Source organism: Sphingobacterium psychroaquaticum (assembly GCF_004421025.1).
Classification (GTDB): Bacteria; Bacteroidota; Bacteroidia; order Sphingobacteriales; family Sphingobacteriaceae; genus Sphingobacterium; species Sphingobacterium psychroaquaticum.
In genome coordinates this window covers 3,591,754-3,608,421 of sequence record NZ_CP038029.1, presented here as the reverse complement: position 1 = coordinate 3,608,421, position 16,668 = coordinate 3,591,754, and the positions used below count along the sequence as shown (strand labels likewise).

Sequence of the window (16,668 nt, the reverse complement as noted above, 5' to 3'; positions counted from 1 at the left end):
GTTTAGTCTTCTAAGACCTCACTGTTTATGCTTTCTTTTTCCACCCGTTCTTCTTTGAAATAACGTTTTTGGAAAATAAGAATCAAGAACACGCCAACTGATATCGCGGAGTCAGCAATGTTGAAAACGGGTCTAAAAAATAAGAAATGTTCGCCTCCCCATACCGGAAACCAATCAGGGAAATTCCCTTCGATAAGTGGGAAGTACAACATATCCACTACTTTTCCATGAAAGAGCGAGGCATAGCCACCTCCCGTTGGAAAAAGAGATGCTTTTTCATAAAAAGTACTTTCGCTGAAAATAACACCATAAAAGGTCGAGTCGATAATATTCCCTAAGGCACCTGCAAAAATAAGCGCTACATTTAGGATAAAGCCACGATGATACTTGTTTTTGACCATGTAGTACAGGCCATATCCAATACCGCCAACAGCAATGATGCGGAATAGGGTTAGAAATAGTTTACCGAACTCTCCGCCAAACTCCATACCATATGCCATTCCATTGTTTTCTATAAAATGAATCAGAAATTTATTGCCGATGATGTTAAAGTCTTGACCGATGGTCATATTTAGTTTAACCCAAAATTTAGATAATTGGTCCACTAATAAGACAAGAGAGATAAGGAGTAAGGGTTTAGTGTAGCCTTTCATAAATGTATAAAAATGGTCTTTGTTTATGCAAAGACCATTTTAAGAATCTTCAAAAATTAATACTGTTTGTTTTTTGCTTCAATACTTAACGTGGTATGCGGTACAGCTTTCAATCTTTCTTTCTGGATCAGCTTTCCCGTTTCACGGCAAATACCGTATGTTTTGTTTTCAATACGTACCAACGCAGCCTCTAAGTTGTCGATGAATTTCTTTTGGCGAGCAGCCAATTGATTGGTTTGCTCTTTCTCCAAGGTTGCAGATCCATCTTCTAGTGTCTTATAGGTACCTGCAGTATCATCTGTTCCATTCGCATTGCTATTGCTCAACGTGGAAGTAAGTGCGCCTAATTCCTCCTTAGCGATGCGTAGCTTCTCCAAGATAATGTCTTTAAATTCTTGAAGCTCTACATCACTGTAGCGTGTTTTCTCATTCGTGGTTCCCATAATCTAAATTTTATCAATTAATACTCTTAATTCTGTGCCATCAATCTCGATGGTATCAGCTAACTTATCCAGTGTATCCTTGAATTCTAAAGAGTCAGCCAATGTTTCGCTGCAAATATACGATAAATTATCGCTAGCAGCTTCTTGTATATCAGCGTTTTGACTTATTATGACTTTAATCCGATCTGTAACTTCAAATCCCTTCTCTTTACGGAGGTTTTGAATGCGGTTGATCAATTCCCTAGATAATCCTTCTTTCTTGAGCTCCGGGCTTATATGCACATCCAATGCGACCGTTAATTTACCCAAGTTAGCGACTTGCCATCCCGCTACATCTTCGGCGATGATTTCGACATCTTCCGGGGTGATACTGTATGCGGTTCCTGATAGTGCAAGCGTTCCCGCTTGTTCTAAGCGATTGATGTCTTCATCGGTCAAGGATTGGATTGCAGCAGCAACGACTTTCATATCCTTACCAACTTTCGCGCCAAGAATTTTAAAATTTGGTTTTATTTTTTTCTTAATAATACCTGTGGTATCAGAAATAAATTCGATCGACTTGATGTTTGTTTCTGATAAAATTAATTCTTTAACTTTTTCAACGCGCTCTTGAAACGCAGTATCTAATACGGGTACTAAAATTTTATTTAGCGGCTGACGGACATTGATACTTGTTTTCTTACGCAATGATAAAGCGAGCGAAGAGATGTCTTGTGCCAAAGCCATACGTTCTTCCAATTCTTTGTCTACTAGATCAGCGTGATAAACCGGGAAGTCCGCTAAGTGAACCGATTCAAAGTTCTCTTTTTTCGATGCGCTGTTTAAGTCTAGATATAGCTGATCGGCAAAGAAAGGGGAGATTGGGGCTATCAACTTCGCAATGGTATCCAAGCAGGTGTACAACGTTTGGTACGCTGAAATCTTATCTTCACTATATTCACCTTTCCAGAAACGACGGCGACATAGACGAACGTACCAATTGCTTAAATGTTCATCCACAAAGTTCTGAATGGCGCGTGCAGCCTTCGTCGGTTCGTAATCCGCATAATAGTTATCGACCTCCGCAGTAAGACTATTTAGTAGAGAAATAATCCATCGATCGATTTCTGGACGTTGATCGATGGCGATATCTGCTTCCGCATAACTAAATTTGTCAATGTTTGCATATAGAGCAAAGAAAGCGTAGGTGTTATATAGGGTGCCGAAGAATTTACGACGTACTTCGTCTAAACCTTCCACATTAAACTTAAGGTTATCCCAAGGTGCCGCGTTACTGATCATATACCAACGGGTCGCATCGGCGCTGTATTGCTCAATCGTCGAAAATGGATCTACACCATTTCCAAGACGTTTGGACATTTTATTTCCGTTCTTATCTAAGACAAGACCATTTGAAACGACATTTTTAAAGGCTACGGAGCCTTGTATCATCGTTGAGATGGCATGTAATGTGAAAAACCAACCCCGTGTTTGATCGACACCTTCCGCAATAAAGTCTGCCGGGAAAGCGCTATTGTACCCCTCCTTGAACGGATAGGCATCACCGTTTGCTAATTTTTCATGGTCTAATCCCCATTGTGCATAAGGCATAGCTCCGGAATCAAACCAAACATCGATTAGATCCGGTTCACGGAACATCTTTTGGTTGTTGATAGACACCAACACAATATCATCTACATACGGACGGTGCAAATCGAGACTGTCGGTGTCAAACTTTGCTAAGTAAGCTTCGTTTGTAGCTTTTTCCTCAGCTGACAACACCCCCGAGTTAATCGCTTCTTCTAGTAGCTTTTTCATTTCCGGTAAGGAACCGATACAGATTTCCTCGTTTTCGTCTTCTGAACGCCAGATTGGTAAAGGCGTACCCCAGTAGCGAGATCGAGATAAGTTCCAGTCTACTAGATTTTCCAGCCAGTTCCCAAAACGACCAGTGCCTGTTGCTTCTGGCTTCCAGTTGATTGTTTTGTTCAGGGCCACCATCTCGTCTTTCACAGCTGTAGTTTTGATAAACCAGCTATCTAACGGGTAGTATAGAACCGGTTTATCTGTGCGCCAACAGTGTGGGTAGCTGTGTTCGTATTTTTTTACGTCGAATGCCTTATTATCTTCCTTTAGTTTAATGGCAATAAGCACATCTGTAGGGCGGAAGTCTGGGGATTCTCTCTCTTCATTGCTGTAGTATTCTTCTTTAACAAAGCGATGCGCAAAGTCTGTGATCTCCGCTACAAAACGACCTGTACGGTCTACCGTCGGAACATCTTTGCCATTCTCATCTTTTACCAAGATGGCTGGTACATCGTTCTCTTTACATACTCTAAAGTCATCTGCGCCGTAGGTTGGTGCAGCATGAACGATACCTGTACCATCTTCCGTGGTAACAAAGTCGCCTGGGATAATACGGAAGGCTTTCTCTAAAAGCTCTTCGCTGGTGATGTACGGCATCAGTTGAATGTAGCGTAAGCCAATCAATGATTCGCCTTTAAATTCTGCTGCAACTTCCCAAGGAACAATTTTATCACCTACTTGGTAATCTTGGAAAGAGGCGCCTTGACCTTCTGCTTTAAAATGTTTAGCAAGTAGGTTTTTTGCTAGTATTACCGATACCGGAGCGCCTGTATATTGGTTGAACGTTTTGACCTTGACGTAGTCGATATTCTTTCCGATAACCAAAGCCGTGTTGCTTGGTAGCGTCCATGGCGTAGTTGTCCACGCTAAAAAAGCAACATCTTCATCGCCAGACTCCACGAGGGTAGAGATCAGCGGATGCACCTGTTTTTTATCTAAGCGGAACTGCGCGACAATGGTCGTGTCTTTTACATCCTTATAGGTGCCCGGTTGGTTAAGCTCGTGTGAGCTTAATCCTGTACCTGCAGCAGGTGAATAAGGTTGGATCGTATAACCTTTATAAAGAAGATTCTTTTTATATAACTCTTTTAGTAAGTACCAAAGCGTTTCAATGTATTCATTTTCGTAGGTAATGTATGGGTTTTCCAGGTCTACCCAATACCCCATTTTTTGGGTAAGGTCATTCCAAACATCGGTGTACTTCATGACCTCCTTGCGGCAGGCTTCATTGTAGGCTTCGACGGATATCTTCTTTCCGATATCTTCTTTTGTAATGCCTAAGGTTTTTTCTACGGCAAGTTCAATAGGAAGGCCGTGCGTATCCCAGCCTCCTTTACGTTTTACTTGGAACCCTTTAAGTGTTTTGTAGCGGCAAAAAATATCTTTAATAGAGCGCGCCATCACGTGGTGTATACCCGGCATACCATTTGCCGAAGGTGGCCCTTCGTAAAAGGTGTACGGTTTACTTGCTGGACGGTTCGAAATACTCTTTGCAAAGATGTTATTCGATTCCCAACGTTTCAATATCTCTTGCCCTATCTCAGGTAAATTTAACTGCTTATATTCCTTGTACATCCGAAAATTGCTATTGTTTTTCTAAAGGTCGCTAATTTAAGCAATTTCAGCGAAAGGATGAAAGAAGAAGTAATCTATGCCGAGAAAGAACTTCCGCAACCACATGTACTGGTCGCATTTGGGTTATTAAATGTGAATCCACGTGCATCTAAGCCATTTTTGAAGTCAACCTCCATGCCGGCCAAGTACATGCCGTGTGCCTTATTCATAAACATACGGATCCCGGAAACAAGATACTCATTATCACCCTCTTTCTTTTGATCAAAACCAAGAAGGTAGCTCATGCCCGAACAGCCGCCACCTTCGACGCCGATGCGCAGACCGAAATCTTCGCCAATTTCTTGCTGGTCAATTAGTTTTTTTAACTCTTTTACAGCACCTTCGGTTAAGGTTACTGGAGCTACTGCTGTAATGCTATCTGTACTCATCGTCTTAAATTTAAAGCTATAAACAAAACAAAATTACATAGTTTTTTGAGGAAAAACTAGTGTTGCTATTGCGAACGAGTGTGTTCCTGCTGTAACTGGCATAAATTTACTTTGGTATGGCATGTTCACGGCTTTGTAATCAAAACGAATTTTTTTAAGTTTGGGAACACGTAATATAGGAGATAATGAGTAAAGAATTTGTTGATTTTTTTATCCAACTTTTTGTGATTGCATTTGGTGTTTTGGCGGGAGGTTTGGTTCTTTTTTGGCTGGTATGGCCTAAGGTAGAATCGTTTTTATTGCGCTTAAATGCAATTAATCAAAATCGACAATTCACCAAGGAAATGCAGCAACTGCGATTTGGGGCGTACGAGCGGTTGTTGTTGTTTACACACCGTGTTGAGCCCCAACAACTGATGTTACGGAACCACAGTGCTGATATTTCAACAGATCGTTTTGTGCGTCAAATCTTGAATGAAGTAGAGAGTGAATATCAACATAATCTCACACAGCAACTGTATGTAACAGATACTGCTTGGACTTTTGTGGGTGAGCTGAAAGACAATACATTAAGTTTGCTGCGTAATGCGAAAGAGGGGCTGCCTAAGGATGCGCCAGTAGATCAATATATCAGTGCGGTACTGCAACATGTGAAGAATTTGGAGCAGAATCCTTATGCAGCTGTACAGCTGATACTTAAAAAGGAATTGTCTGTATAGAAATATCCGGCTTTTGCTCGTTGTTTTGCTGTTTTTATACTATATTTGCAGCAAAATCATAAGAATTTTAAAATTTACTCCTTAAGAATAAAATAATGGAAAGAGATCAGATCGTTTTTAACCTAATAGCTGAAGAGCTAAAGCGCCAAGAGGAAGGGATTGAATTAATTGCTTCTGAAAACTTTGTTAGTAAACAAGTAATGGAAGCTGCAGGTTCAGTATTGACCAACAAGTATGCTGAAGGCCTTCCGGGAAAGCGTTACTACGGCGGATGTGAAGTTGTTGATCAAATTGAAACATTAGCGATTGACCGTGCAAAGCAATTATTTGGTGCGGAATGGGTGAATGTTCAGCCTCACTCTGGAGCACAAGCAAATGCAGCAGTATTCTTAGCTATCTTGAAGCCAGGTGATAAAATTTTAGGTTTTGATTTGTCGCACGGTGGTCACTTGACACACGGTTCGCCAGCAAACTTCTCTGGTAAACTTTACCAACCATTATTTTACGGTGTAAAACAAGATACAGGATTATTAGATTACGAACAATTAGAAGAAACGGCACGTGCAGAAAAGCCTAAAGTAATCATCTGTGGTGCGTCAGCTTACTCACGGGACTGGGATTATGCACGTATCCGTAAAGTAGCAGACGAAATCGGCGCTCTAGTTGTTGCTGATATTTCTCACCCAGCAGGTCTTATTGCACGTGGTTTATTAAATGATCCACTTCCGCATTGTCATATCGTGACGACTACAACACACAAAACATTACGTGGTCCACGTGGTGGTATGATTATGGTCGGTAAAGATTTCGAAAACCCTTGGGGTATCAAAACACCTAAAGGTGAAATCCGTACGATTACACAATTGTTAGATTTAGCGGTATTCCCAGGTATTCAGGGCGGCCCATTGGAGCATACTATTGCGGCAAAAGCAATTGCTTACGGTGAAGCATTGAGCGATGACTATTTAGCATACGTTAAACAAGTACAAAAGAACGCGGCTGTTTTAGCACAGTTTTTTGTTGAGAGAGATTACCAAATTATCTCTGGTGGTACAGATAACCACTTGATGTTGGTTGATCTTCGTAATAAAGATATTTCTGGTAAAGAGGCAGAGGCTGTTTTAGGTCAGGCTGGTATTACGACGAATAAGAACATGGTTCCTTTTGATACCCGTTCACCATTTGTAACATCAGGTGTTCGTTTCGGTACGGCGGCGATTACTACAAGAGGTGTGAAAGAAGCTGAAATGATTCAGATCGGTGAGTTGATTCACGAAGCAATCAATAATCGTTCGGATGCAGCAGCTTTAGCGAAGATCCATGGAAAAGTAAACGCAATGATGGCGCAGTTCCCATTATATAAATAAACTGTAAATCATGTGATATAGCTATTTTAATAACGAAAATAGTTATACAGACATAAAAGTAAAGAAAACCTGTTTGTGCTTCGGTCAAACAGGTTTTTTTGCGTTTAAAGGGTTTGTTAAATATGTAAAGAAATGTTAAAAAAGGGCCTTTTAATTTGATTTTCCAGTATTTTTTGGTTGTTTTGAGGTATAAATCAACAAAACGAAGGAGCGCCTATAAAACACTATTACTCTTAAAAAAATTGTTCTACTAAATCGCGGAGATTTATTATGAAAACATGGAAAGAAAAGAGTGATCTTGAACTCATCCAAGCTTATGTAGCGGGTAATGAGTTAGGCATCGAAGTTTTATTGAATAGGTATAAAACCAAAATTTATACCTCCATCTATCTACAAGTCAAAGATGAATACTTGGCCGAAGATATATTTCAAGAAACTTTCATAAAAGTAATTAAAACGCTGAAATCTGGTCGGTATAACGACGAGGGTAAGTTTTTGCCTTGGGTAGTACGTATTGCTCAGAATATGGTTATCGATCATTTTAGGAAAGAAAAGCGTAGTCCTACGGTTGTCAGCAGTGATGGCTATGATATTTTCGGCGTGCTGGAATTTGCCGATGAGAGCCCGGAGTCTAAGTTGTCCATCAATCAGCGCGATCTAGATCTGAAGAAGATCATCCAGCGGTTGCCGGATGATCAAAAGGAGGTGCTTATCATGCGTCACTTCTGTGATATGAGTTTTAAAGATATTGCCGATGTAACGGGGGTGAGTATTAACACGGCGTTGGGACGGATGCGTTATGCCTTGAATAATTTGAGGAAGATGATCGAGGATCATAATTTGATGTTGAATGTGATATAGACTAGATGTCGGTCTTGTCTTCATCGGAGGCTGTCCCGCTTGAACATATATGTAAAACTGTCATGGAAAGGAGTGCGTGGGAAGTGATGAAATGACAAAACGTACTATTTTAGTCTCTTTTGGGTGATTTGTAAGCGAGTGGAATGAGATTTGATGATATAAGAGAAAAAGAAGAAAAAAATTATGGGATTATATTGGATTATATTTATTGGGATTGCATTAATCAGTTGGATTGTTCAGTCTCGTTTTAAGAATAAGTTTAAGAAATATTCGGAGATGCCTTTGTCTTCGGGACTATCGGGTGCAGAAATTGCACAAAAGATGTTGAATGAAAATGGTATTTATGATGTACAGATTTTAGTCGCAAACGAAGGTCAGTTATCAGATCACTATAATCCGAGCAATAAAACGGTTAACCTAAGTCAGGAAGTTTATTATGGACGTAGTGTTGCGGCAGCGGCTGTGGCGTCTCACGAATGTGGACACGCCGTGCAACATGCCACCGCTTACTCTTGGCTTCAATTCCGTTCGGCGATGGTGCCTGTAGTGAGTATCGCTTCGCGTCTGACCTCGTGGGTATTGATGGCGGGTGTCTTGATGATGGCATTTACACAAAGTCCATGGCTTTTAGGTATTGGTGTTGCTGCTTTGTTTTTGACAACGTTGTTTTCATTCATTACCCTGCCCGTAGAGTTCGACGCCTCAAACAGAGCACTAGCATGGCTGGATAAAGCAAATGTAACACACAGCACGGGTGAACATGACGGCGCTAAAGATGCTTTGAAATGGGCTGCTATGACGTATGTAGTTGCTGCATTATCTGCTCTTGTAACGTTGTTGTATTACGCTTATATATTATTTGGACGTAGGGACTAATCTCACGGACAATTGACATACGAAAGCGGCATCAGGTGATGCCGCTTTTTTTGTTCCGTCAAACTACTGTTCGTTTCAGCAGTATTTTGTAACTTTGGCACTTAAGATAATAAAGACGAAAGATTAACATGTTTCAGAACCTTCAAGATAAACTGGATAGAGCCTTTAAAGTATTAAAAGGGCAGGGAAGTATCACCGAGATAAACGTTGCAGAGACGATGAAAGAAATTCGTAAGGCTCTTTTGGATGCCGATGTGAATTATAAAACTGCAAAGACGTTTACAGATGATGTGAAGCAAAAGGCATTGGGTGAAAATGTACTAACAAGCATTTCTCCAGGTCAATTGTTAACCAAAATCATGAACGATGAACTAACCGCACTAATGGGTGGTTCGGTGACAGAATTAGAAACATCAAAGAATCCAACTATTATCTTAATTGCAGGTTTGAATGGTGCGGGTAAGACCACGTTTTCCGGTAAGCTAGCAAATTATCTACGGGAGAAAAAAGGAAAGAAACCTCTTTTAGTGGCAGGTGACGTTTACCGTCCTGCAGCGATCGATCAGTTGCAGGTATTGGGTGAACAGGTTGATGTCCCGGTTTATGTAAACAGAGAGTCAACAGATCCTATCGCTATAGCAAAAGAAGGTGTGGAAGAGGCGAAACGGAACGGAAATAATATCGTTATCATCGATACGGCTGGTCGTCTAGCGATCGATGAGGCATTAATGACAGAAATTACGGCTGTTAAAGAAGCGACACAACCACATGAGATTCTTTTTGTAGTAGATTCTATGACGGGTCAGGATGCGGTGAATACAGCAAAAGCTTTTAATGACCGCCTCGATTTTACGGGGGTTGTCCTAACAAAACTAGATGGGGATACCCGCGGTGGTGCTGCGCTTTCGATTAAGTCTGTTGTTGATAAGCCAATCAAATTTATCGGTACCGGTGAGAAGATGGATGCATTGGACGTTTTTCACCCCGATCGTATGGCGTCCCGTATCTTAGGAATGGGGGATGTAGTATCTCTTGTGGAGCGCGCGCAGCAGCAGTTTGATGAAAGAGAAGCGGCAGAACTACAAAAGAAAATTCGTAAGAATAAATTTGATTTTAATGACTTTAAAACCCAGATTCAGCAGATTAAGAAGATGGGTAATATGAAAGACTTAATGGGGATGATTCCAGGAGTTGGTAAGGCGTTGAAAGATGTGGAGGTCGATGATAATGCTTTCAAGCCTATTGAAGCCATTATTGATTCGATGACACCTTTTGAACGGGAAAATCCAGATGCCATTGATCAACGTAGACGTATACGTATCGCTAACGGATCAGGCACAAATATCAATGAAGTAAACAAGTTGATGAAGCAGTTCTCGGATATGCGTAAAGTGATGAAGCAGATGTCTAACCCAGGAATGGCTGCAAAGATGATGCGAAATATGCCGAAGATGCCAGGCAAGTTCTAGAGTCGGATATAGCTGAAATTTATATGAAATAGTTGTAGACGAAAGTCTACAACTATTTTTTTTGCCCTTTTTTGTCCTTCGCTTAATTTCCATCTTTGTTGGAGGATTCTAGACAGGGTAAAAACCTTGTTTTGTGTTTTTTGTTAATCTTTTACGGCTAGGCAGTAATACGCAATATCTGTCAAATATGAAGTTTGGAATTTTAGAAATAAAATATAGTTTTGAGCCCCTTCCAAGTTCTCCAGTCTCTGATAACGCTTCATTGTATCGAGCATTAATAACAGATACGGAGGAGATTACGTTACAGATCGATTCGCATCCAGTAACTATTCCCCCTTTCTCTATTCTGTATATATCTGCCGAAGCGGTGATATCTTTTGTGTCGGGGCATGACTGTCATTTTTACTTCCTATATTTCTCTGAGGTTTTTTATCGACGTACTTCTTTTGACGAGGATTTACTAAAAAGCGAGCTTACCTTTAATGCGGCCCGGGGGTTTAATATCGTTACTATAGAGCCGGAATTACAACCTTATTTTATTTCGCAGGTACGTTTTCTCAACGAAATCTATACCACAAAGAATCTTGTCGTTTTCAACGATTTAATTCATAGTGTAATAAAGCAGTTGCTTTTGGTAGGAACCCTTATGGGGACTAAGGATGAATCTATGAACGACTATGTGGATTTGGATCATGAAATTGTTCGATCGTTCCGCCTGCTTGTTGAGGAACATCTTTCAACCGAGAAGTCGGTTGCATTTTATGCCGAAAAACTAGGCGTATCTTCTCGTCGTCTTTCTCATGCGTGTAAGACCGTTTTGGAGACGACACCCAAGCAGTTTATTTCACGTTGTATAATTAAGGAAGCAAAACGCAGGTTATTATATACGAGTGAGAGTGTACGTGAAATTGCTTGGAAACTTGGTTATGAAGAAGAGAATAATTTTAGTGCCTTCTTTATGAAAGAGACAAAGCTTTCACCAAGTACCTATCGTAAAGCCTATCACAAAGGGGCATAAGCGCATGTTGTGTCGCGTTAAAATGTGTTAACGAATTTCATGCTGACAATTTATTGACCAAATGCTGTATAATATTTTATAAATTTGAGGAAAGCAGCACAGAAGCGGCTTGATGATATAAAAGCATATATGACCTAATGCGTATGAAGAAGTAGGTAGGCATGTGCGTAAATAAAAAGAAGAGATGGAAGCAATATTGAAATTTGTCATTATATTTTTTGCTGTGTATTATGGTGTAAAATACATTTTTCGTTTATTGATGCCCTTTGCCTTGCGCAAGATGACGGAGCGTTTAATGCAAAAAGCACAACAAGGGGCTTCTCAAGGTAGACCAGGATCGTATCAATACACACAGAATAATCCTTTTGATCAGTTCAAACAACAGGGGCGTAAGCATGAAGGAGAGATTAAGGTTGATTATATTCCAGAAGAGGAGTCTAAGCCAAGAAAAGGGACGCAGACGGCGGGTGAGTTTGTAGACTTCGAAGAAATAAAATAAGTGTTTCTTGCTGTAAGAAGCGTATCTTTGAGGTATGTGGCTAAAGCACCTTTCTGTCTTAAATTTTAAGAATTATACAGAGTCTACTGTAACATTTCTTCCGCAAGTAAATGCCTTTGCGGGTGAAAATGGAGCCGGAAAAACCAATTTACTGGATGCTATACACTACTTGGCTCTATGTAAATCATACTTCAACCCAATCGATTCACAACATATCAAAAAAGGTGAAGATTGGTTTATGGTACAGGGCGAGTTTGAGCGCGATGACATTCCCGATGTTGTCTCCTGTAGCCTAAAGAAAAATCAAAAAAAACAATTCAAAAAAAATAAGAAGGATTATCAGCGGTTAGCCGATCATATTGGACAATTTCCGCTGGTCATGATTTCTCCGAATGATAGTAGTATTATTCTCGATGGTAGTGAAGAACGCCGTAAGTTTATGGATAATGTTATCTCGCAAACAGACAACCATTACCTGGATACGTTGATTCTATATAATAAGCTCTTGTTGCAACGCAATATGCTGCTGAAGCAGGCTAAGCAAACCTATGTGTTGGATTTGGGATTGCTAGAGGTCTTGAACATGCAGTTGGTGGATGTTGGAGAACAGATTTTTCAGCGAAGAAAAGATTTTATGGCGGAGTTTTTACCCGAATTTTCGAGGTACTATAACTTCTTGACCGATGGGGCTGAAGAGGTGTCGTTGGTGTATGAGTCGCCTCTTATGCAGCACGATTTCACGACCCTTCTGGAAATGAATCTGGACCGAGACCGAGCGATGGAACGCACGACACAAGGGGTACATAAGGATGATATGCTCTTTACCATTCACGAAGAAATGCCTTTGAAGAAGTTTGGTTCGCAGGGGCAACAGAAATCTTTCCTTATCGCATTAAAACTGGCGCAGTACAGTTTTCTACGTTTAAAAAGGAAGCTTAAACCTTTACTTTTATTAGATGATATCTTTGATAAACTAGATGAAAGTAGAACGAGAAAGTTAATGCAATTGGTGTCGGAGGATGAGTTTGGTCAGATTTTTTTGACAGATACAGACGCATCGCGTGTGCAAAGAATTTTTGATGAGATTGTACAACCGATTCGTATTTTTGAAATAAAAGGAGGAAGCGTTGAAGTATAAGAAGAAAATTGATGAGATTCCGACACGGGATGATATCGGGATTAAGCAGGCGATTGAGAAATGGCTTGAGGTGTATCGCTTGCGTTCGAAATACGATGAATCATCCATTGTTACGGCATGGCCACATATCATCGGAAAAGCGATTGCTAATCGCACGCAAAAGATATATATATACGACAAAAAGCTTTTTGTGAAGGTGGAGTCTGCTGTGATTAAACATGAATTAGCGATGATGCGCCGGCAGATTATTGGTCGGGTGAACGAGTATGTTGGGCACGTTATTATAGAGGAATTCGTTATTTTGTAGCATTTTTGTTTTATGCCAAAGGGTTAATTTAGTGGGTATTGTGTGTTATTAGTTAACAATTATTTATTCTTGCCTGCTGATATTTCTCACGTACAATAACTATATTTATATCATTATAGTATTGTTCTTTTTCACCATTAAAAGTTTTTTTTATGGAATGGCAAAAATACAATGGCGAATTTATTCGTATTCCAATTGCAAGTGCTGTAGAGGAGATCATTAGCCGAGAGACCCATCTCGGGAATAAACTCAAAGTCTACATCGGTACCGATTCACAGGTCAAACGTGGTGTGATAGACTTTGCGACAGTTATCGTGTTTCTCCGGGAACATAAGGGTGGTTTCATGTTTATCTGTAAGGATAGGCGGCTCCACCGGATGGGAATCAAAGAGCGAATGCTGCTGGAAGTCCAAAAATCCATCGAAATCGCCTATAGCCTCTGCCCCCTCTTAGACCAATACCATGTGGATCTCGAAGTCCATGCCGACATTAACACCAATCCAAATTTCAAATCTAATGTAGCGCTAAAAGAAGCGATGGGCTATATTATGGGTATGGGGTTTCAGTTTAAGGCTAAACCCGAATCCTTTGCGAGCACAAACTGTGCGAATAAGGTTGTGCAGTAATAGAAGGTCTGCTCGGGAATCTGTTGTTGATAGCTGTTCTTTATTTTGTTATTATTGCAAGACAAAAACAGCTGTATAGGTGAGTGAGTATTTGAAGAAAATAGCCGTTGTCGGGCCAGAGTCAACCGGAAAGTCTACGATGGCGCAGCACCTCGCTGCACAATTGGGTACGGTATGCGTGCCAGAGTATGCGCGCTATTACTGTGCGAACCTCAATAACGTATATACCTTGCAGGATGAGGTAAATATGTATTACGGTCAGCTAGCTCTTGAAGAGGCGCTGATACCCAAAGCACAAAACGACATCTTGGTTTGTGATACGACCATTATGACAATAAAGATTTGGTGCGACCATCTTTTTGGAGCGACTCCGTCAGAGGTTACAGAGGAGATTGCGCGCCGCCAATATGATCTTTACTTGGTGATGGATATCGATCTACCTTGGGAAGATGACCCTTTGCGTGATTTCCCTGAACAGCGGGATCACTTTCTCGAGGTATGGGTTCAAGAGCTTGAAACGCTCGGAGCAAACTATAGTGTCGTTTCAGGGTTAGGGCCCGATCGCCTTACGAATGGCGAACGGGCTGTGGAGCGACTTTTAGGACTCCGTTTTTGACGGTTTAAAGTTTAAATTTATTTTTGAAGGATCTAAATTATGTTCCTTTAAATAGTCGTAGTATTTTTTTATACCCACCAATAATTTGGATTTAGGGTATTCTTTAAGACCTTCCGATAAAATTGTAGCGTCCTTATTAAAGTCATATTTGTTGGCCGCCAATTGCTTTACACACAGTTCATAAGCCTCTTGGTTAGAGCCATAGGAATTGAATTGGTTAAAAGCTTTTTTGACATCGTCCACTTGACCGAACTTTCCGGCCAATTGAATTCGCATCTTAAAATCAGATTGGCTAAAAGGCCGGTGCTCGTGTATTATTTTGCTGTATTTATAGGTGGAGTCCATGTCTCCCTTGCGGGAGTAGATTAATAGCTTTACACGCTCTCCATGAATGGAATAAGGCATCTCTTTCGATGCAACATCAGCCAGTTTTAATGCTTCGGCATCGCGGTTTTCAAAAAACAAGTATTTTGCTTTTTTTACACTGATTGGTTCTCCGCCTTGGGCACCAATAAGAGGAATTTTACTTGCAAACATTTTATCCACCTGTGCATAGGTGAAACGTGGATGTGGGTCGCTTAGTTTTTGTTTGATTACATCAGAATCAACTAAGTATTGGTTTTTTCCGGAGATGTAACTTTGATAGTTAATATAGGAAGCAACGAGGCCAAGTGCAAAGATTGTAATATACGCATAGCTGGTAAGGTTTTGTTTTGTTTTATGCTCGTTCTCCAACGGTTCCACTTTTCGTCCGCCTAAGTAATTAATAACAATAAGCGAGAGAATCAATACAAACAAGACGTTCATATAAGTGCGAGGTAGTGGGAAATTGAAGAATGAATCGACCAAGAACCCGATACCAGCACCAAGTAGTATAATCGCAACAAATTTACGTTCCCGACTGTATTCGGAACGGAACAAAATCCGGATACTGAAGAATAGCCCCAATAAGAAAAGACCTACGTACGATAAGAATGCAATGGGTCCGCTTTCAAACAAGACCTCTACAAAGTCATTGTGTGCGTGTCTAAAATAAACATTGGTTGTATAGTGTTTCTTGGTAATCCCTTCCGAATAGATGCGGTAATTTCCTACACCATATCCTAAAAAAGGTTTCTGACTGTATGCATGTAGGGCTTCTTTCCACATGGCAACCCGGATGCTGTTGGACGCGTTGTCATCGTCGGCAATACTCGCAATTCGTCCCGTTACAAAGGAGTCCGCTGCTTCTGTTTCAATTCCGGGAGTTTTAGCAGCCTGTAATGTTTGGTACTTCGTGAGGGTATTGTTAGCCAGCAGTAAACCGACAATAAAGAGAACCAATAAACTGGAGCTTTCAACGATGGCTGATTTTCGCTTTTCTATATCTTTCCAGTAAATCCAGATATTGCCGATCACAATTAATAATATAAGGGTACCTAAACTGATGTAAGCAGCGCGTGCACTAACAAAGAAGAGCATCACGATGGTTAAAAAAACGGTTAAGTAAGAAAAAATGCGGAGGAAACCACGTGTGCGAAAACTGCTATAGATTGCAAAAGACAGCTTGATGACAATCGTTGCTGCAAAAATATTCTTGTTCCCGGTATTCCATTTTAAGCTCCCTATAAGGCTGTCAAGTGATGTGGTACCTAGTTCTTGTACAAAGCGGTATAACTCCATACTCACTTGATAAAACAGTGTAAATGTGATGACGAGAGCGACGGCCTTTATGTTGTTGCGCGCGGCATAGAGTAACATGAAAAGATTGGCAAAGATCCAGAAATTGGAAACATAGCCGGCGAGTGTCACTAACCCTTCGAGCGGACTGTAGGCTGCAAAGAGTGACAGCATCGCAAAGCAGATAAAACCGGCGTATAAAATCGGGATTATATTGGTAAAAAAGCGCTCAGAATTACTTCGGTACTTAGCGAAATTTCGAAAGATAAATATCGAGGCAAGTACGTTTATGATGTCCAGATAGAAACGATGTTGATATGAAGTATCAATAATTTGCTCCCGCGGGAGGATGTCAACGAGGAGATAAAATGCAATGAAAATCAAATATAAATAATTGCTGTAATCTGTCTTTTCCTTTACTTCTTTTGCTATTGGGGTTGCTTTTTTCTCCTGCGTAACTTTACGTTTTGCCATCTGAATGGGGGTATTATGTTTATTCAATATTTAGTTAACCTTTTTAACTACTAATATACGCAGTTTTATTTGATTTATAAACTTTGGTAACAAAC

At 40.5% G+C, this 16,668-nt stretch carries 16 protein-coding genes; 11 read left to right on the top strand and 5 right to left on the bottom strand.

Annotated elements, in window-relative coordinates:
* Nucleotides 1-2 precede the first annotated feature (2 nt).
* From E2P86_RS14940 to E2P86_RS14925, 4 genes are all read right to left on the bottom strand, one after another.
* Nucleotides 3-653, bottom strand: coding sequence for a lipoprotein signal peptidase (locus tag E2P86_RS14940; protein WP_085474379.1), 651 nt, complete (start codon nucleotides 651-653; stop codon nucleotides 3-5).
* Between the two features lie 56 nt (nucleotides 654-709).
* The gene (locus E2P86_RS14935; protein WP_085474378.1) at nucleotides 710-1,096 is read right to left on the bottom strand and encodes a TraR/DksA family transcriptional regulator; all 387 of its coding nucleotides are present in this window, start codon (nucleotides 1,094-1,096) and stop codon (nucleotides 710-712) included.
* A gap of 3 nt (nucleotides 1,097-1,099) precedes the next feature.
* The gene (ileS, locus tag E2P86_RS14930; RefSeq protein ID WP_085474377.1) at nucleotides 1,100-4,516 is read right to left on the bottom strand and encodes an isoleucine--tRNA ligase; all 3,417 of its coding nucleotides are present in this window, start codon (nucleotides 4,514-4,516) and stop codon (nucleotides 1,100-1,102) included.
* A 74-nt stretch (nucleotides 4,517-4,590) separates the two neighbouring features.
* On the bottom strand, nucleotides 4,591-4,944 hold the full coding sequence (locus tag E2P86_RS14925; protein ID WP_134433640.1) for a HesB/IscA family protein: 354 nt from the start codon (nucleotides 4,942-4,944) through the stop codon (nucleotides 4,591-4,593).
* Nucleotides 4,945-5,129: 185 nt separating this feature from the next.
* Here E2P86_RS14925 and E2P86_RS14920 point away from each other — a divergent pair, with 185 nt between their 5' ends.
* From E2P86_RS14920 to E2P86_RS14870, 11 genes are all read left to right on the top strand, one after another.
* Entirely contained in the window at nucleotides 5,130-5,663 is a 534-nt protein-coding gene (locus E2P86_RS14920; protein ID WP_085474375.1) for a DUF7935 family protein, read from the top strand.
* Between the two features lie 95 nt (nucleotides 5,664-5,758).
* The gene (locus E2P86_RS14915; protein ID WP_085474374.1) at nucleotides 5,759-7,030 is read left to right on the top strand and encodes a serine hydroxymethyltransferase; all 1,272 of its coding nucleotides are present in this window, start codon (nucleotides 5,759-5,761) and stop codon (nucleotides 7,028-7,030) included.
* Nucleotides 7,031-7,300: 270 nt separating this feature from the next.
* Nucleotides 7,301-7,891 (top strand): RNA polymerase sigma factor, encoded by a 591-nt coding sequence (locus tag E2P86_RS14910; protein ID WP_085474373.1) that lies wholly within the window; start codon nucleotides 7,301-7,303, stop codon nucleotides 7,889-7,891.
* 183 nt (nucleotides 7,892-8,074) lie between these two features.
* Nucleotides 8,075-8,767: a zinc metallopeptidase gene (locus tag E2P86_RS14905; protein WP_085474372.1), complete on the top strand. Its 693-nt coding sequence runs from the start codon at nucleotides 8,075-8,077 to the stop codon at nucleotides 8,765-8,767.
* A 128-nt stretch (nucleotides 8,768-8,895) separates the two neighbouring features.
* On the top strand, nucleotides 8,896-10,236 hold the full coding sequence (gene ffh, locus E2P86_RS14900; protein ID WP_085474371.1) for a signal recognition particle protein: 1,341 nt from the start codon (nucleotides 8,896-8,898) through the stop codon (nucleotides 10,234-10,236).
* Nucleotides 10,237-10,423: 187 nt separating this feature from the next.
* Nucleotides 10,424-11,254 carry an AraC family transcriptional regulator gene (locus tag E2P86_RS14895; protein WP_085474370.1) on the top strand — a complete coding sequence of 277 codons (831 nt, stop codon included), beginning with the start codon at nucleotides 10,424-10,426 and terminating at the stop codon, nucleotides 11,252-11,254.
* Between the two features lie 184 nt (nucleotides 11,255-11,438).
* The gene (locus E2P86_RS14890) at nucleotides 11,439-11,753 is read left to right on the top strand and encodes a DUF4834 family protein (RefSeq protein ID WP_134433639.1); all 315 of its coding nucleotides are present in this window, start codon (nucleotides 11,439-11,441) and stop codon (nucleotides 11,751-11,753) included.
* 34 nt (nucleotides 11,754-11,787) lie between these two features.
* The gene (recF, locus tag E2P86_RS14885) at nucleotides 11,788-12,891 is read left to right on the top strand and encodes a DNA replication/repair protein RecF (RefSeq protein ID WP_085474368.1); all 1,104 of its coding nucleotides are present in this window, start codon (nucleotides 11,788-11,790) and stop codon (nucleotides 12,889-12,891) included.
* Nucleotides 12,881-13,198, top strand: coding sequence for a DUF721 domain-containing protein (locus E2P86_RS14880; RefSeq protein ID WP_085474367.1), 318 nt, complete (start codon nucleotides 12,881-12,883; stop codon nucleotides 13,196-13,198). Before recF ends, E2P86_RS14880 begins: the two co-directional genes overlap by 11 nt.
* 152 nt (nucleotides 13,199-13,350) lie before the next feature.
* On the top strand, nucleotides 13,351-13,824 hold the full coding sequence (locus tag E2P86_RS14875) for a ribonuclease H-like YkuK family protein (protein ID WP_085474366.1): 474 nt from the start codon (nucleotides 13,351-13,353) through the stop codon (nucleotides 13,822-13,824).
* A 79-nt stretch (nucleotides 13,825-13,903) separates the two neighbouring features.
* Nucleotides 13,904-14,440: an AAA family ATPase gene (locus tag E2P86_RS14870; protein ID WP_134433638.1), complete on the top strand. Its 537-nt coding sequence runs from the start codon at nucleotides 13,904-13,906 to the stop codon at nucleotides 14,438-14,440.
* Here E2P86_RS14870 and E2P86_RS14865 read toward each other — a convergent pair.
* A complete protein-coding gene (locus E2P86_RS14865) occupies nucleotides 14,423-16,573 on the bottom strand; it encodes an O-antigen ligase family protein (RefSeq protein WP_134433637.1) in 2,151 nt (716 codons plus the stop codon). The genes E2P86_RS14870 and E2P86_RS14865 overlap by 18 nt on opposite strands.
* Between the last annotated feature and the right edge of the window lie 95 nt (nucleotides 16,574-16,668).

Coding starts and splice junctions, on each gene's coding strand:
- E2P86_RS14920 (WP_085474375.1), top strand. CDS start 5,130: ATGAGTAAAGAATTTGTTGATTTTTTTATCCAACTTTTTGTGATTGCA.
- E2P86_RS14890 (WP_134433639.1), top strand. CDS start 11,439: ATGGAAGCAATATTGAAATTTGTCATTATATTTTTTGCTGTGTATTAT.
- E2P86_RS14910 (WP_085474373.1), top strand. CDS start 7,301: ATGAAAACATGGAAAGAAAAGAGTGATCTTGAACTCATCCAAGCTTAT.
- ileS (WP_085474377.1), bottom strand. CDS start 4,516: ATGTACAAGGAATATAAGCAGTTAAATTTACCTGAGATAGGGCAAGAG.
- recF (WP_085474368.1), top strand. CDS start 11,788: ATGTGGCTAAAGCACCTTTCTGTCTTAAATTTTAAGAATTATACAGAG.
- E2P86_RS14875 (WP_085474366.1), top strand. CDS start 13,351: ATGGAATGGCAAAAATACAATGGCGAATTTATTCGTATTCCAATTGCA.
- E2P86_RS14915 (WP_085474374.1), top strand. CDS start 5,759: ATGGAAAGAGATCAGATCGTTTTTAACCTAATAGCTGAAGAGCTAAAG.
- E2P86_RS14905 (WP_085474372.1), top strand. CDS start 8,075: ATGGGATTATATTGGATTATATTTATTGGGATTGCATTAATCAGTTGG.
- E2P86_RS14935 (WP_085474378.1), bottom strand. CDS start 1,096: ATGGGAACCACGAATGAGAAAACACGCTACAGTGATGTAGAGCTTCAA.
- E2P86_RS14940 (WP_085474379.1), bottom strand. CDS start 653: ATGAAAGGCTACACTAAACCCTTACTCCTTATCTCTCTTGTCTTATTA.
- E2P86_RS14925 (WP_134433640.1), bottom strand. CDS start 4,944: ATGAGTACAGATAGCATTACAGCAGTAGCTCCAGTAACCTTAACCGAA.
- E2P86_RS14865 (WP_134433637.1), bottom strand. CDS start 16,573: ATGGCAAAACGTAAAGTTACGCAGGAGAAAAAAGCAACCCCAATAGCA.
- ffh (WP_085474371.1), top strand. CDS start 8,896: ATGTTTCAGAACCTTCAAGATAAACTGGATAGAGCCTTTAAAGTATTA.
- E2P86_RS14895 (WP_085474370.1), top strand. CDS start 10,424: ATGAAGTTTGGAATTTTAGAAATAAAATATAGTTTTGAGCCCCTTCCA.